This window comes from Pseudomonas sp. HC1(2025), assembly GCF_058742075.1.
In genome coordinates, this window is sequence record NZ_CP196017.1 from 4,293,387 (window position 1) to 4,309,888 (window position 16,502).

Genomic DNA, 16,502 nt, shown 5'->3' on the forward strand with positions numbered 1-16,502 from the left:
AACGGGGTACTGAGTAACTACTGGGTAAGTCCATGGAGGTATTCCACAAGCCCCGGCGGGGCTGACGGGCGCAATGATACACCGTGCGCCCGCTTTAAACGTTAAAAAACTGGAAAGAACAAGCGCTTGCACAACAAAGCTGAGTGTTGGCCACACGTATGAAACTGCGACGACAGCCATAGAAAAGAAAACACATGGGCGAGAGAAAAACCTGCGTGGCCGAGACTATTCCTACGCAGGCCGCCAGGAAAGTAAAAACCCCAGACGGCAAAAAGCCCGCACTAGGCGGGCTTTTTGTTTGTATGGTGCACTCGACAGGATTCGAACCTGTGACCGCTCGGTTCGTAGCCGAGTACTCTATCCAGCTGAGCTACGAGTGCAGATTGTGGTTTTATACCAGATCACAACTGGTTGGAGCCAAGTTACCTGCATTGCTGCAACTAACTCTTAAATGGTGCACTCGACAGGATTCGAACCTGTGACCGCTCGGTTCGTAGCCGAGTACTCTATCCAGCTGAGCTACGAGTGCATTTGTTGCCGCGCATTATAGGCCGTTCAATCTCTATGTAAAGCTATTTTTTCGTTTAATTTCAACAACTTAGCGAAAAAACCAGATTGCAACGTACTAAGCAAATAATGGCGGAGAACGGGGGATTCGAACCCCCGACACCCTTTTGAGGTGTACTCCCTTAGCAGGGGAGCGCCTTCGGCCACTCGGCCAGCTCTCCGCAACACGGGGCGTATATTAACCAGCTTCATCCCCGTTTGCAAACATAAAAAACGATAAAAATTAATGGCTTGGTTCGTCGTCCTTCTCTTTCTTGATCCGCAGGTAGATTTCCTCACGGTGGACGGCCACCTCTTTGGGGGCATTGACCCCAATCCGCACTTGATTGCCTTTGACGCCGAGCACGGTCACGGTGATTTCGCCATCACCAATAATCAGGCTTTCTGCGCATCGACGAGTCAGAATCAGCATACCTTTCTCCTCACGCATTTCATTTCGGGAACAACAGTCTGCAAAAAAGGGCCTTGGGCCTATAACCCATCGGCCATGGCCCTGCATGCCTAAGTATTGTCGAGCACGGGCAAAAGAACAGGCCTGGGCCATCACCCGGCAAAAAAGAAAGGCGCGGATCAACCGCGCCTTCCTGGCAACGCGTTACTCGCCCTGTCGGGCCGGCGCGTCCAGTTCGAAAGCGGTGTGCAGTGCACGCACAGCCAGCTCCAGGTACTTCTCTTCAATCACCACCGACACCTTGATCTCCGATGTGGAGATCATCTGGATATTGATGGTTTCCTTGGCCAGGGACTCGAACATGCGGCTGGCAACGCCCGCATGGGAGCGCATGCCCACACCAACGATCGACACCTTGGCGATCTTGGTGTCGCCGACCACTTCACGCGCCCCGATTTCCTGGGCAGTGTTCTGCAGGATACGCTCGGCCGCATCGTACTCGTTGCGGTGCACGGTGAAGGTGAAGTCGGTGGTGTTATCGTGCGCGACGTTCTGCACGATCATGTCGACTTCAATGTTCGCCGCACTGATCGGCCCAAGGATCTTGAAGGCCACGCCCGGGGTGTCTGGCACGCCACGGATGGTCAGCTTGGCTTCATCGCGGTTAAAGGCGATGCCGGAAATGATCGGCTGTTCCATGGATTCCTCTTCATCAATAGTAATGAGGGTGCCCGGACCCTCTTTAAAGCTGTGCAATACGCGCAGCGGTACGTTGTACTTGCCGGCAAACTCCACCGCACGGATCTGCAACACCTTGGACCCGAGGCTGGCCATTTCCAGCATCTCTTCGAAGGTGATCTTGTCCAGGCGCTGGGCCACGGACACTACGCGTGGGTCAGTGGTGTAGACGCCGTCCACATCGGTGTAGATCTGGCATTCGTCAGCCTTCAGGGCTGCCGCCAGCGCCACGCCGGTGGTGTCGGAACCGCCACGGCCCAGGGTCGTGATATTGCCGTGCTCGTCAACGCCCTGGAAACCGGCGACAACCACCACGCGACCGGCCTTCAAGTCACCACGAATCTTCTGGTCGTCGATCTGCAGGATGCGCGCCTTGGTGTGCGCGCTGTCCGTGAGGATCCGTACCTGGGTGCCAGTGTAGGACACCGCCGGCACGCCACGCTTGTTCAGCGCCATGGCCAACAAAGCAATGGTCACCTGCTCACCGGTGGACACGATCACATCCAGCTCACGCGCCAGCGGAGCCTGATCACCACTGATTTGCTTGGCCAGGTCGATCAGGCGATTGGTCTCGCCGCTCATGGCCGACAGCACCACCACCAGGTCGTCGCCGGCATCGCGGAATTTCTTAACCTTGTCGGCGACCTGCTCGATTCGTTCGACAGAGCCGACCGAGGTGCCTCCAAATTTCTGTACGATCAAAGCCATTTCTAAGCCGCCTCAGCCCGTAAAGGGGCGCCCAATAAACAAATCTTCCAGCAGCTAAGCGAGCCCATGACTAGACCATGGACTCATTAACAGCGCCTTAAATACCGGCCTCGACAAATGGCACGGTCAGGGCCAGGGCCGCGTCCAGGGCACCAGCGTCTACACCACCGCCTTGCGCCATGTCCGGACGACCACCGCCCTTCCCGCCCACTGCCGCAGCGGCTTGTTTCATCAAATCACCAGCCTTGAGTTGGCCAGTCAGGTCCTTGGTTACACCGGCAACCAGTACGACCTTTTCCTCATGGACACTGCCGAGCAGGATCACTGCGCGGCCGAGCTTGTTCTTCAACTGATCGACCAAGGCCAACAGCGCCTTGCCGTCCTGACCGTCCAGGCGCGCGGCCAGAACCTTCACGCCCTTGATGTCCAGTGCCGAGGCTGACAGGTCGTCACCCGCTGCGCTGGCCGCCTTGGCTTGCAACTGCTCCAGCTGTTTTTCCAGCTGGCGGTTGCGCTCCAGTACGGCAGAGAGCTTGTCGATCAGGTTGTCACGGCTGCCCTTGACCAGGGTCGCCGCTTCCTTGAGTTGTTCTTCGGCCGCATTGAGGTAGGCCAGGGCCGCAGTGCCGGTCACCGCCTCGATACGCCGTACACCGGAAGCCACGCCGCCTTCGCTGATGATTTTCAGCAGGCCGATGTCACCGGTGCGCTTGGCATGGATACCGCCGCACAGTTCCACGGAGAAGCTGCCGCCCATGCTCAGCACGCGTACGTTGTCGCCGTATTTCTCGCCGAACAGCGCCATGGCGCCTTTTTTCTTGGCGGTTTCAATATCGGTTTCTTCAGTTTCTACCGCAGTGTTCTTGCGAATTTCGGCGTTGACGATGTCTTCCAATGCCTTCAATTGCTCAGGCTTGATCGCTTCAAAATGGCTGAAGTCAAAGCGCAGGCGCTGACTGTCGACCAACGACCCCTTCTGCTGGACGTGCTCGCCCAATACCTGGCGCAGCGCCGCGTGCAGCAAGTGGGTAGCCGAGTGGTTCAAGGCGGTTGCATGCCGCACATCAGCATCAACCTGAGTCTCTACCGGAGCGCCGACCGTCAGGTTACCCAGCACCAACACACCGTGATGCAGGAAAGCACCGCCGGTCTTGGTGGTGTCGCGCACGTCGAAACGACCGGATGTCGAGCGCAAGAAACCACAGTCACCGACCTGGCCGCCAGATTCGGCGTAGAACGGCGTCTGATCGAGCACCACGACCGCCTCTTCGCCTTCGCTCAAGACATCGACCGACTGGCCATCTTTATAAATAGCCACGATCTTGGCCGAGCCGACGGTGGCCTGATAACCCGTGAACTCGGTCGCCACGTCAACCTTGACCAAGGTGTTGTAATCCAGGCCAAAAGAGCTTGCGGAACGCGCGCGTACACGCTGGGCTTCCATCTCACGCTCGAAACCAACCTCATCGACCGTCAGTTCACGCTCGCGGGCGATGTCGGCCGTCAGGTCCATCGGGAAGCCATAGGTGTCATATAGCTTGAACACCACATCACCGGGCACCACGGTGCCTTTGAGCTCAGCCAGGTCCTGTTCCAGGATCTTCAGGCCGTGCTCCAGGGTCTTGGAGAACTGCTCTTCTTCAGCCTTGAGCACGCGCTCGATGTTGGCTTGCTGCTGCTTGAGTTCCGGAAAGGCTTCGCCCATCTCGGCCACCAGCGCGGCAACGATTTTGTAGAAGAAGCTACCCGTGGCGCCCAACTTGTTACCGTGGCGGCAGGCGCGACGGATGATGCGGCGCAGCACGTAGCCACGGCCTTCGTTGGAGGGCAGCACGCCGTCGGCAATCAGGAAGCCGCAGGAACGGATATGGTCCGATACCACTTTGAGCGAAGACTGGTTGTCGTTGGCGCAGCCAATGGCCGCGGCCGACGCGCTCAGCAGGTTCTTGAACAGGTCGATTTCGTAGTTGGAGTGAACGTGCTGCATCACCGCGCTGATCCGCTCCAGGCCCATACCCGTATCTACCGACGGCGCAGGCAGCGGATGCAACACGCCATCGGCGGTGCGGTTGAACTGCATGAACACGTTGTTCCAGATCTCGATGTAACGGTCACCGTCTTCTTCCGGCGAACCCGGCGGGCCACCCCAGATGTCGGCGCCATGATCGTAGAAAATCTCGGTGCACGGGCCGCACGGGCCGGTATCGCCCATGGTCCAGAAGTTGTCGGAGGCGTAAGGCGCGCCCTTGTTGTCGCCGATGCGGATCATGCGCTCGACCGGCACACCGATCTGCTGGGTCCAGATGTCGTAGGCTTCGTCATCGGTGGCGTAGACGGTGACCCAGAGTTTTTCCTTCGGCAGCTTCAGCACGCCAGTGAGGAAGGTCCAGGCGAAGTTGATCGCGTCTTGCTTGAAATAATCGCCAAAGCTGAAGTTGCCGAGCATTTCGAAAAAGGTGTGGTGACGGGCGGTGTAGCCGACGTTCTCCAGGTCGCTGTTCTTGCCGCCGGCGCGCACGCACTTCTGGCTGCTGGTGGCGCGGGTGTAGGCGCGTTTTTCCTGGCCCAGGAAGCAGTCCTTGAACTGGTTCATCCCCGCGTTGGTGAACAGCAGGGTTGGGTCATTGCCTGGGATCAAGGAGCTGGAGGAGACACGGGTGTGACCTTGCTCTTCGAAGAAGCGAAGGAAGGCTTCACGGATTTCTGCGCTTTTCATTAGGTTCTTCCACGGAGGCTGCGGCCAAAGGCCAGTGCTAAACGTCATCAGACGGAGCGACGGCAAAGGGCCGCATTATATCGGCCCTTTGCCCGTGGTACAGCGTGTTTATACGATAGAAACAGTCAATTAGACGGCCTGCACTGTCATTTCCGGGAAAACTCGACAAATGTCGCCAGCACTTGCTCCATCTGTGCCCGGCTGACGTCCAGGTGCGTGACCATGCGCAAGCGCGGGGCGGCACTCAACGTGATCCCACGCGCTTCGGCAAAGGCCTTCAGCGCCTGGGCCTGCTCGCCGATCTGCACGTAGACCATATTGGTCTGCACCGGCTCCACGCTATAGCCGGCCTTGCGCAGCTCATCGCCGAGCCACTGGGCATTGGCGTGGTCTTCGGCCAGGCGCGCTACCTGATGGTCCAGGGCGTACAGCCCCGCCGCCGCCAAAGAACCCGCCTGGCGCATACCGCCACCGACCATCTTGCGCAAACGACGGGCCTTGGCGATCAACGCACTGGAGCCGCACAGCACCGAGCCAACCGGCGCGCCAAGGCCCTTGGACAGGCACACCGAGACCGAATCGAAATGCCCGGCAATCTCCCGCGCATCCACCCCCAGCTTGACCGCCGCGTTGTACAGGCGCGCGCCGTCCAGGTGCAGGGCCAGGCCATGTTCGCGGGTAAATGCGCGTGCAGCGGCCAGGTAGCTCAGGGGCAACACTTTGCCTTGCATGGTGTTTTCCAACGCCAACAGCCGGGTGCGGGCGAAGTGGAAGTCATCCGGCTTGATCGCTTCTGCGACCTGGGCCAGGTCCAGCGAACCGTCCGCCTGGACTTCCAGGGGCTGCGGCTGGATCGAACCCAGCACCGCCGCGCCGCCGCCCTCATATTTGTAGGTGTGGGCCTGTTGCCCGACGATGTATTCCTCGCCCCGCTCGCAGTGGGCCATCAGTGCCAACAGGTTGCTCATGGTGCCGGTCGGCACGAACAGCGCGGCGGCAAAGCCCAGGCGCTTGGCCAGTTCGGCTTCCAGCAGGTTGACGCTGGGGTCTTCACCGTAGACATCATCGCCGCTCGGTGCGCTGGCCATGGCATCGCGCATGCCCGGCGTGGGTTGGGTCACGGTGTCACTACGAAGATCAATAACGGACATCAAGTGGGCCTCTGCGAGTGGGGAATGACCTGTTGTAACCGATTACTGCGGGCATCGCCCACAGATATCAACCGCCTACAAGGCTGATTGGCAAACCTGTCGATAGTCGATATTAACAAGCACCCTATGCAGTTTTTCGAAATGTATGGTAAAAACTCTCCGCCGCCAGGGTTCTGGCGGCAACGTTCTCAGGGCGGGGTGCAATTCCCCACCGGCGGTAATTGCGCGCAATGCGCATAGCCCGCGAGCGCTTGGCGCCTCGAACTGCTCACGCAGGACGGCGGCAAGGTCAGCAGACCCGGTGTGATCCCGGGGCCGACGGTCATAGTCCGGATGAAGAGAGAACGGGATTGGCGCCTAAGGGCCGTGTGCTGATTTCATGCCTGCATGACACAGCTGCTCGTACCCTTAAATCCCATTCGATTCATAACGCCCTGTTTTTTTCATAAACAGGAGTCAGAACATGCAACCCACCGCAATCGACAGCAAGAGCAAAAACCACCACGGTGAGCGCGTCGCGTTTATCCAGGCTTGCTGGCACAAAGATATTGTTGATCAGAGCCGTAAAGGCTTCCTCGCCGAAATGCTCGTCCAGGGCTACCAAGAGTCGGACATCGATTTCTTTGAAGTCGGCGGCGCCTTTGAAATGCCCCTGCACGCCAAGCTACTGGCCAAGTCCGGCCGCTACGCCGGCATCGTCGCCGCCGCCCTGGTGGTGGACGGTGGGATCTATCGCCACGAGTTCGTCGCACAATCGGTAGTCAGCGGCCTGATGCAGGTGCAGTTGGAAACCGAAGTGCCAGTGTTCTCGGTGTCCCTGACGCCGCATCACTTCCACGCGGGCAGCGAGCACCACAACTTCTTCTTTGAGCACTTTGTGCACAAGGGCAAGGAAGCTGCGCAGACCTGCGCCGATACCCTGCACAAGATCCGCGCGATTCGCCGCAATGAGCCGCGTGCCTTAGCAGTCTAAGCAACCCTACCCAACCCAGTGTAAAAACTGGGTCTGGGTGGGAGCTGGCTTGCCTGCGATAGCATCGCCTCGAGGTAACTGACAGACCGAGTTGATGCTATCGCAGGCAAGCCAGCTCCTACAGTTGACCGCGCTGAACCCAAGGTTCAGGCCAGGCCAACATCTGTGGTCGGCACAATCAGGATGCCCGCCCGCAAGCCATTCTTGACCTTCGGGTTGGGGAAGATAATGCGCGCGCCCTCCTCCTCGATCACCCAGCGGGTCTTGGCGATGTCCTCGGCCAGCAGGTAGCCCTTCTCCAGTTCCGAAAAGTTCTCCACATCCGCCGGCAAATGCAGGGTGAAGGCGTCACTGTGCTTGATGATTTCCCGGGCCACGCTGAACAACTTCAGGCCGTCCAGGCCCTCGGCGGCCGGCTCGTTGCCTTCGATGATTTGCTTGAGGCGGGTTTCCAGGCGCGATACATCCACCCCCTGGTTCTGCCCGAATGGACGGGCCTTGCCCAGTTCCAGGGTGAACGACTCGGCGCCCAGTTGCTCGTAGGTAAACGCGGTGAAAGTGATGGAGGTCTTGTTCTGCAACAGCACCGCTTCCATGCCGGCCGCGCGCAAGCGGGCCAGTTCGGTGCGGGAGTGTTGGCGCCCTTCCTTGAAGGGGTACAGGGCAAACTGCTCGATCTTCGAACCGCGAATCGCCGTGTGCAGGTCGTAGTGCAGGCGCGAACGGCCGGGCACGCTGAAGAAGGTGCGGGCCAACTGCTCAAGCTCGGCGGCGCGCATGGCTTCGGGGCCGATGCTTTGTTCGTGGCGGCCGTTGAACAGCCGGTTGACGTCCTGCTCGAGGTAACGCTCGCCGCGACGCATGGCCTCGGGGTTGCCGAACAGGAACAGAATACGGGTACGGGGCTTGATCTCCCCGCGGGCGATGCCATGCAACAGGCGGTCGGCCAATTCGATCGGCGCGGTTTCGTTGCCATGGATGCCGGATGACAGCAGCACATCGGCGCCGTTGTCCCGTGCCTCAGGAGGCCGCACCTCGAGTGCGCCCTCACTGAGCCAGCGCATTTGCACGCCGTCGACAGTCAGTTGAATTTTTTGCGCCGGTTCACGACCGGCGAGGGTCAGTTCAAGCAGTTTGCCGAGGGCGAGCATAGAGCAGCTTCCTTAGTGGTTGCAGCCTGGGCCGTGGACGTGATCGTCGTCATCACCTTCAACGTCGGCCGGTTCCATTTCCAGTTGCAGGCTCATCAGGTTGGTGGCCAGCGGGCGCATCAGCAGGTTGGCGTACTCGGCGTCGCCTTCTTCCACGTCCACGCCGATCAGCAGTTGGCCACGGCCATCGTGCTGGATCCAGATTTCCTTGCCCTGCCACACCACGGCCAGGCGGGTGCAAGAGGTTTCCAGCTGGGTGCCGTCGGTGTCTTCAAGGATCAGCTTCAGGGTATCGGTGGTCATAAATAAGTCTCAGCCGTGTGGCTTTAATTGATCTGGAAAGGATAAACCGAGCCCAGTTTAAGGATTTGCGTCAGTTCATCCAATGCCGTGCGACATTCGAGCAGCAACTGCGGGTCAGCCAGATCGGTTTCACGCAGGCTGTCGCGGTAGTGCTTGCCGACCCATTGGGTCAACGTTTCGTACAGCGGTGCAGTCATGATAACCCCTGGATTGACCGCCGCCAGTTCAGCCTCCTTCAACGCCACGCGCAAACGCAGGCAGGCCGGGCCGCCGCCATTCTGCATGCTTTGCTTGAGGTCGAAGACTTTCACTTCGCCGACCGGCCCACCGGCACTGGTCAGGCTTTGCAGGTAGTGCCAGACACGCTCGTTGTTGCGGCACTCCTCGGGCACGATCAGCAGCATCGAACCGTCGGCGCGGCTCAGCAACTGGCTGTTGAACAGGTAGGAGCGCACGGCGTCTTCGACGCTGACCAGGGCGCGGGGTACGCAGATTGCCTGGAAATTGCCGCCGAGCTTGCCCAGCTTGGCCTGCAGTTCAGCGAGCATCTGCTCGGTATTGAGGAACGCATCCTCGTGATAGAACAACACCTCACCGTTACCCACTGCGATCACGTCGTTGTGGAACACCCCGGCATCGATCACGGCCGGGTTCTGCTGGCCGTAGACCACACCGTCATCCTGCAGGCCATGCAAACGCGCAACCGCCTGGGACGCTTCGAGGGTCTGGCGCGCCGGGTACTTTTGCGGCGCTGGGTAGCGGGTGTCGAACGCACTGCGGCCGAACACGAAAAACTCCACGCCCGCCTCGCCATATTCGCGGCAGAAGCGGGTGTGGTTGGCGGCGCCTTCGTCACCGAACTGCGCCACGGCCGGCAACGCGGCGTGGTGGGCGAAGTGCTGCTGATCGGCAAACATCGCCCCCAGCACGCGGCTGGTGGTCGGGTGTTCGATGCTGCGGTGGTATTTGCAGTTGAGGTTGGCGGCGGTGAAATGCACGCGGCCGTCAAACGTGTCGGCGCTCGGGCTGACCGTCGCGGCGTTGGCCACCCACATGCTCGAGGCCGAACAACTGGCCACCAGCAACGGCATGGCGTGCTTGGCCGCCTGCTGGATCACCTGGGCGTCTGTGCCGGCAAAGCCAAGGCTGCGCAGCGCGGCGACATCCGGACGTTCCTGGGGAGCAAGCACACCTTGCACAAAGCCCATGTCCATCAGGGCTTTCATTTTCGCCAGGCCCTGCAGCGCCGCTTCCCTGGGGTTGGAAGATTGCTGGCTGTTGCTCTGGGACGCGACGTTGCCGTAGGACAAACCGCCGTAGTTATGGGTCGGCCCCACGAGACCGTCAAAATTGACTTCACAGGATTTCATCGGCGAGGCTCCACGAACATCTGTTTTTATAGGCATCAAAGGTCTTCAACACACCACAAACCTGTCTTTGCAAACCCGATCAACTGCAGGTGCTGGCTTGTGTAGGAGCTGGCTTGCCTGCGATGGCATCCCCTCGGTCTGGCTGAAAGACCGAGGTGCCCGCATCGCAGGCAAGCCAGCTCCCACACAAGCCCGCTCCCACATTTAGTTCAGCGTTACACCCGGCGTCAGCGCGGCTGGCAAGACCAGGCTCGGTGTCTCCAGGGATGCCACCGGGTACGCGCAGTAATCTGCCGCGTAATAGGCACTGGCGCGATGATTGCCCGACGCCCCTACCCCACCAAATGGCGCGGTGCTCGCCGCGCCGGTCAGCTGTTTGTTCCAGTTGACGATACCCGCACGGCTTTGCAGCCAGAACTGCTGGTAGCGCGCCTCGGAGTCCGACAGCAACCCTGCGGCCAAACCGTATTGAGTGTTGTTGGCTTCACTGATCGCCGCTTCGAAATCCGTGTAGCGAACCACTTGCAGCAACGGGCCGAACAGCTCTTCGTCCTCGCGCTCGGTCACGGCGGTCACGTCGATGATGCCAGGTGTCAGCAAGGCCGCCTGCGCCTGGGGCTGGGTCATTTCCAGCAGCGCCACGGCGCCGTTGGCCAGCATCAGTTCCTGGGCCGCCATCAAGGCCTTGGCCGCGCCCAGGGAAATCACCGAGCCCATGAATGGCGGAGGTTGTTGGTCGAAGGCCCCCACGGCAATGGTCGCACTGACGGCAACCAGGCGCGCCAGCAGTGCGTCGCCCCAGGTGCCTTCCGGCACCAGCAGCCGCCGGGCACAGGTGCAGCGCTGGCCGGCAGAAATAAAGGCCGACTGGATGATGGTGTAGACCGCTGCATCCACATCGGCCACCTGGTCCACCACCAGCGGGTTGTTGCCGCCCATTTCCAGCGCGAGGATCTTGTCCGGGCGCCCGGCGAACTGCTGGTGCAGGTGATTGCCGGTGCGGCTGGAACCGGTGAAGAACAGGCCGTCGATACCTGGATTGGAGGCCAGGGCGATCCCGGTCTCCCGCGCGCCTTGCAGCAGGTTCAACACGCCCGCCGGCAGGCCGGCTTCGATCCAGCACTGTACCGTCAGCTCGGCCACTTTAGGGGTCAGCTCGCTCGGCTTGAACAACACGGTATTGCCCGCGAGCAAGGCCGGGACGATATGCCCGTTGGGCAAGTGGCCGGGGAAGTTGTAAGGACCGAACACTGCGACCACGCCGTGAGGCTTGTGGCGCAACACCGCCGTGGCGTCGCCCAGGGGGCCGCTCTTCTCGCCGGTACGTTCGCGGTAGCTCTGCACCGAGATCGCGATTTTGTTGGCCATGCTGGTAACTTCGGTGGCCGACTCCCACAGCGGCTTGCCGGTTTCTTCGCCAATGCAGCGGGCGATTTCATCGGCGCGGCTCTTCAAGGTGGCGGCAAAGGTTTCCAGCACGCTGATGCGCTCTTCCAGGGGGCGCTTGGCCCAGGCAGGGAATGCCTGGCGCGCAGCCTGCACGGCGGACTCGACCTGCTCGACACTGGCGCCATTGCCGGCCCAGATCACCTGCTGGGTCACCGGGTTCAGCGACTCAAAGCGTTCACCCTGGCCAGCCAGCCAGCTCCCTGCGATATGCAACGAATTCATTATTTCGACTCCCGGGCAGCAGACAACGGTACGGCACGCACTTGATCACCGGCCACCAGTTGCAGGCGCTTGGCGGTCAGCGGATCGACCACCAGGGTGCCCGCAGCCAGGCGCGCCGGTGCGGCGGTGATGCGGCACTCTTCACGTTTACGGTTATGCATCAGGAACGGCGTGGCGTCGTCCCCCGGCGTGCCGATGGCCAGCACCAGCGCCTGGCTGTCACGCACCGCGCGGATCTTGCTGGTCTCACACTCCACCGCAGGGCCCGCGTCGAAGATATCGACATAGCCCTGGTAGCTGAAGCCTTCGCTCTTGAGCATGCTCAAGGCCGGCTCGGTGTCGGGATGGACCTTGCCGATCACGTTGCGCGCGTCCTCGGACAAAAAGCAGGTGTACAGCGGGAACTTGGGCATCAGTTCGGCAATAAACGCCTTGTTGCCCACGCCGGTGAGGTAGTCGGCCTGGCTGAACTCCATCTTGAAGAAGTGCCGGCCCAGGCTTTCCCAGAACGGCGAACGCCCGGCGTCGTTGGACACCCCGCGCATCTCGGCAATGATCTTGTTGCCAAACAGCTGCGGGAATTCAGCAATGAACAGCATCCGTGCCTTGGCCAGCATGCGGCCGTTGAGGCCGTTGCGGTAATCGGCATGCAGGAACAACGAGCACAGCTCGGAGTTGCCCGTCAGGTCGTTGGCCAGGAACAGCGTAGGAATCTCGCGATAGATGTTCAGCTCCTGGGAGGCGCTGACCGTCAGGCCGACCCGGAAGTTGTACCACGGCTCACGCAGGCCGACGGCGCCAGCGATGGCGGAAATCCCCACCACCCGGCCTTCGTCGTTTTCCAGCACGAACAGGTAGTCGGCATCACCACGCCCGGCTTCGCCGCGAAAGGTCTTTTCAGCCCAGCCAACCCGGTGGGTCAGGCGCTCTTCATTGGCCGGCAAGGTGGTAAGGCCGGTGCCGGTGCTGCGCGCCAGATCAATCAGGGCCGGTAAATCGCTGCTGCGTACGGGACGAACGATCATGCTATCTCCTCAGACGGGCCGCTTTGCAGCCACCCGCGAAACTCTGCTTTTTAAACCGCTACCAGGCGCACGCTGGCGCCTTCGCCGACGCCCAGGGCTTCGGCCGCTTCCAGGTCCAGGGTCACCGGCTTGCCCGGCGCGTAGTCCAGTTCCAGCATCACTGCGCGGTAATCCTGCAACTGCGCGTTGCTCACCAGGTACTGGCGGCCGACGCCCTTGACCATCTCGCCGATCTTCACCGGCACCACGCGGCTCTGGGCGATCGAACGGATGCCCGAGACCCGCGCATGCAGGGTCGGGCCACCGTCGAAGATGTCGATGTAATGATCGGTTTCAAAACCTTCGCGCATCAGGATGTCGAAGGTGATCTGCGCACGCGGGTGCACCTGGCCCATGGCTTCCTGGGCTTCGTCGGGCAACAGCGGCACGTAAATCGGGTAGTGGGGCATCAGCTCGGCGAGGAAGGTGCGGCTCTTCAACCCGCACAGGCGCTCGGCGGCGGCGTAGTTGAGGTCGAAGAAGTTGCGGCCGATGGCGTCCCAGAACGGCGAATCACCGTTCTCGTCGCTGTAGCCGACAATCTCGGTCACCACCGAGTCGGCAAAGCGCTCGGGGTGGCTTGCGACAAACAGCAGGCGGCCACGGGAGTTGAGCTCCGACCAGGCCGAACCCACCAGCTCCGGCACCACGTAGAAGCTGGTCAGCAAGCTGTTGCCGGTCAGGTCGTGGCACTGGGACAGGACGTGAATCTTGTTGTGGATCTTCAGTTCGCGGGACGCGTGGACGAAGGTCTCGTTGCGAAAGCTGTAGAACGGCTCGGAATAACCGGCCGAGGCAACGATGGCCGAACAGCCCACCAGCTTGCCGGCGACGGTGTCTTCGAGGACAAAGAAATAGCTTTCTTCACCGTTGAAACTCACTTCGGCGGCGAAGGACGCTTCGCTGGCGGCGATTTTGTCGCTCAGGCGTTCAACGTCATCCGGCAGGGAGGTGACACCAATCGGGCTGTCCGCAGCCAGACGCTGTACCTCGCCCAGATCAGCCATTTGCGCGGGGCGCATCACCAGCATGGTGTCACTCCTTAACTCGAAAACTTCATAAAAAAATGCCGGACACTGAACCTGGAATCACCCAGGTTCCAATGTGGGAGCGGGCTTGCCCGCGATTGCGGTGGGCCAGTCACAACAACGTCGACTGACAGATCGCTATCGCGGGCAAGCCCGCTCCCACATTTGATCCGGTTCGTTAGATAAATGTGTATCTATCAGGCTTGCGTCAGCGTTTTTACAGCACGTTCAAAGCGGTCCAGGCCTTCATTGATGTCCGCCTCTTCCACCACCAGGCTTGGCGCAAAACGCACCACGTCCGGGCCGGCCTGCAGGATCATCAGGTTTTCTTTCTCGGCCGCGTTGAACACGTCCTTGGCCTTGCCCTTGAACGCGTCGCTCAATACGCAACCGAGCAGCAGGCCCATGCCACGTACTTGAGTGAAGATCCCGTATTGCTGGCCGATCTGCTCCAGGCGGGCCTTGAACAGCTCGTGCTTGGCATTGACGCCGGCCAGCACCTGGGGGGTGTTGATCACGTCGATCACCGCTTCGGCCACCGCGCATGCCAGCGGGTTGCCGCCGTAGGTGGTGCCGTGGGTGCCGACCACCAGGTGCTTGGCCAGGTCTTCGCGCGTCAGCATCGCGGCAATCGGGAAGCCGCCGCCCAGGCTCTTGGCGCTGGTGAGGATGTCGGGTACCACGCCGTAGTGCTGGTAGGCAAACAGATGGCCGCTGCGGCCCATGCCAGTCTGCACTTCGTCGAACACCAGCAGCGCGTTGTTGGCGTCACACAGGTCGCGGGCACCTTGCAGGTACGCAAGCTCAGCCGGCAACACGCCGCCTTCGCCCTGGATCGGTTCCAGCACCACGGCGCAGGTCTTGTCCGACACCGCGGCTTTCAGCGCGTCCAGGTCGTTATAAGGAACGTGGGTGATGCCGGTGATTTTAGGACCGAAACCATCGGAGTACTTCGACTGGCCACCGACGTTGACCGTAAACAGAGTGCGGCCGTGGAAGCTGTTCAGGGCGGCGATGATCTCGTATTTCTCGCTGCCGAAACGGTCGAACGCCACGCGACGGGCCAGCTTGAAGGCGGCCTCGTTGGCTTCGGCGCCCGAGTTGCAGAAGAACACACGCTCGGCAAAGGTGGCGTCGATCAGCTTATGGGCCAGGCGCAGGGCCGGCTCGTTGGTGAAGACGTTGGAGACGTGCCACAGCTTGTTGGCCTGGGCGGTCAGTGCACCGACCAGCGCCGGGTGGGCATGGCCCAGCACGTTCACTGCGATGCCGCCGGCAAAATCGATCAGCTCGCGACCCGACTGGTCCCACACGCGGGAACCTTCGCCACGCACAGGGATAAAGGCGGCAGGGGCATAGTTGGGCACCATGACCTGGTCGAAATCGGCACGTTGCACCGGGGCTTGCTCAACGGACATCGGAGTCTCCTGAAGAGGAACGCCTGCCTGGAACTGGCGGGCGATGCAGGGATTGTAAGGACAGTTTTCAGCGCGGCCTTGCCGCCAAGCGACAACTTCTTATAGCGCCAACCCCCGTTTTACGCGGGTTTACGCCAATGCGACAAATAGCTTCGCAATGGCGCAGTTTAAACAGAAGACAGGCGGTTGCGGCAGTGCCGTGGGAATTTTGCTCAGCTGCATCCGCAGGGCAAGGCCCTGCTCAGCCGCGCTCGGATGGCACCGACGACAACTCGAACGGGCTGCTGCTGCGCCGCTGGTTGCGATCTTCACGGGGGGTGGCGCCGAAGAAGTTGCGGTAGGCGCTGGAAAAGTGCGGCCCCGAGGAGAAGCCGCAGGACAGGCCGATCTGGATGATCGATTTGCTGGTTTGCATCAGCATCTGGCGCGCCTTGTTCAGGCGCAGCTCCAGGTAGTACTGGCTGGGAACGCGGTTGAGGTACTGCTTGAAGATGCGCTCCAGTTGTCGTCGCGACACGCACACATGCTGGGCGATTTCGTCGGTGGTCAGCGGCTCTTCGATATTGGCTTCCATCAGCAACACTGCCTGGGTCAGCTTCGGATGGCTGGACCCCAGGCGGTTCTGCAATGGAATGCGCTGGCGTTCGCCACCTTCGCGGATGCGCTCTACCACCAATTCTTCGGAGACCGCACCGGCCAGTTCGGCACCGTGATCACGGGCCAACACCGCCAGCAGCAGGTCGAGCACCGACATGCCACCGCAGGCGGTCAGGCGATCACGGTCCCAGTCGAACAAATGGCTGGTGGCGATGACCTTGGGGAAACGCTCGGCAAAGTCATCCTGCCAGCGCCAGTGCACGGCGGCGCGATAGCCGTCGAGCAAACCCAGTTGCGCCAACGGATACACGCCCGCCGACAAGCCGCCGATCACGCAGCCGGCACGCACCAGTTGCTTGAGTGCGGTGCCCAACTGGGACGCGATCACGGTGGGCGGCTCGTCGGCCAGCAGGAACAGCTTCTGAAAGCCTTCCAGCTTGCCGGCCCAGGGTTCGCCGGGCAGCTTCCAGTCACCCTCGACCGGCGGCTCGGCCTGCAGGAATGACACCTCGTAGACCACGTCTGGATGCACCCGCTGGGCCACACGCAAGGCCTCCTCAGCCAGCGCAAGCGTCAGGGCTTTAGTGCTGGGCCAAATCAGGAAACCAATGCGATGGGCTGTCATGGAGGGCTATCCGAAACGAAAACGGTAATGA

At 61.0% G+C, this 16,502-nt stretch carries 13 protein-coding genes, 3 tRNA genes and 1 riboswitch; of the genes, 1 reads left to right on the top strand and 15 read right to left on the bottom strand.

What is annotated here, in order from left to right:
- Positions 1–303 precede the first annotated feature (303 nt).
- From ACSSVH_RS19095 to ltaE, 7 genes are all read right to left on the bottom strand, one after another.
- Positions 304–380 (bottom strand) — tRNA-Arg (locus ACSSVH_RS19095).
- Positions 381–452: 72 nt separating this feature from the next.
- Positions 453–529, bottom strand: a tRNA-Arg gene (locus ACSSVH_RS19100).
- A 108-nt stretch (positions 530–637) separates the two neighbouring features.
- Positions 638–728 (bottom strand) — tRNA-Ser (locus ACSSVH_RS19105).
- Positions 729–790: 62 nt separating this feature from the next.
- Positions 791–979: a carbon storage regulator CsrA gene (gene csrA / locus ACSSVH_RS19110; protein ID WP_003178872.1), complete on the bottom strand. Its 189-nt coding sequence runs from the start codon at positions 977–979 to the stop codon at positions 791–793.
- 183 nt (positions 980–1,162) lie between these two features.
- On the bottom strand, positions 1,163–2,404 hold the full coding sequence (locus ACSSVH_RS19115; RefSeq protein WP_038442619.1) for an aspartate kinase: 1,242 nt from the start codon (positions 2,402–2,404) through the stop codon (positions 1,163–1,165).
- Positions 2,405–2,501: 97 nt separating this feature from the next.
- On the bottom strand, positions 2,502–5,120 hold the full coding sequence (gene alaS, locus ACSSVH_RS19120; RefSeq protein ID WP_169955163.1) for an alanine--tRNA ligase: 2,619 nt from the start codon (positions 5,118–5,120) through the stop codon (positions 2,502–2,504).
- 146 nt (positions 5,121–5,266) lie between these two features.
- Positions 5,267–6,271, bottom strand: coding sequence for a low-specificity L-threonine aldolase (gene ltaE / locus ACSSVH_RS19125; RefSeq protein ID WP_492633607.1), 1,005 nt, complete (start codon positions 6,269–6,271; stop codon positions 5,267–5,269).
- A 180-nt stretch (positions 6,272–6,451) separates the two neighbouring features.
- Positions 6,452–6,621, top strand: a riboswitch (FMN riboswitch).
- A 113-nt stretch (positions 6,622–6,734) separates the two neighbouring features.
- Between ltaE and ACSSVH_RS19130 the strand changes: the two genes are divergently transcribed.
- On the top strand, positions 6,735–7,244 hold the full coding sequence (locus ACSSVH_RS19130) for a 6,7-dimethyl-8-ribityllumazine synthase (protein WP_169955161.1): 510 nt from the start codon (positions 6,735–6,737) through the stop codon (positions 7,242–7,244).
- A 146-nt stretch (positions 7,245–7,390) separates the two neighbouring features.
- Here ACSSVH_RS19130 and astE read toward each other — a convergent pair whose 3' ends face one another.
- The 8 genes from astE to argR form a co-directional block, all read right to left on the bottom strand.
- On the bottom strand, positions 7,391–8,395 hold the full coding sequence (gene astE / locus ACSSVH_RS19135; RefSeq protein WP_170043789.1) for a succinylglutamate desuccinylase: 1,005 nt from the start codon (positions 8,393–8,395) through the stop codon (positions 7,391–7,393).
- 12 nt (positions 8,396–8,407) lie between these two features.
- Positions 8,408–8,698, bottom strand: a complete 291-nt coding sequence (locus ACSSVH_RS19140; protein WP_029294458.1) for a hypothetical protein — start codon at positions 8,696–8,698, stop codon at positions 8,408–8,410.
- Positions 8,699–8,721: 23 nt separating this feature from the next.
- Positions 8,722–10,068, bottom strand: coding sequence for an N-succinylarginine dihydrolase (gene astB, locus ACSSVH_RS19145; protein ID WP_172312950.1), 1,347 nt, complete (start codon positions 10,066–10,068; stop codon positions 8,722–8,724).
- Positions 10,069–10,272: 204 nt separating this feature from the next.
- Positions 10,273–11,739, bottom strand: a complete 1,467-nt coding sequence (gene astD / locus ACSSVH_RS19150) for a succinylglutamate-semialdehyde dehydrogenase (protein ID WP_492633608.1) — start codon at positions 11,737–11,739, stop codon at positions 10,273–10,275.
- Positions 11,739–12,764: an arginine N-succinyltransferase gene (gene astA / locus ACSSVH_RS19155; protein WP_169955158.1), complete on the bottom strand. Its 1,026-nt coding sequence runs from the start codon at positions 12,762–12,764 to the stop codon at positions 11,739–11,741. Before astA ends, astD begins: the two co-directional genes overlap by 1 nt.
- Before the next feature lie 50 nt (positions 12,765–12,814).
- Positions 12,815–13,834 carry an arginine/ornithine succinyltransferase subunit alpha gene (aruF, locus tag ACSSVH_RS19160; RefSeq protein WP_032861580.1) on the bottom strand — a complete coding sequence of 340 codons (1,020 nt, stop codon included), beginning with the start codon at positions 13,832–13,834 and terminating at the stop codon, positions 12,815–12,817.
- Between the two features lie 194 nt (positions 13,835–14,028).
- Complete coding sequence (locus tag ACSSVH_RS19165) at positions 14,029–15,249, bottom strand: aspartate aminotransferase family protein (protein ID WP_169955157.1); 1,221 nt, start codon at positions 15,247–15,249, stop codon at positions 14,029–14,031.
- A gap of 241 nt (positions 15,250–15,490) precedes the next feature.
- A complete protein-coding gene (gene argR, locus ACSSVH_RS19170) occupies positions 15,491–16,471 on the bottom strand; it encodes a transcriptional regulator ArgR (RefSeq protein WP_169955156.1) in 981 nt (326 codons plus the stop codon).
- Positions 16,472–16,502 lie beyond the last annotated feature (31 nt).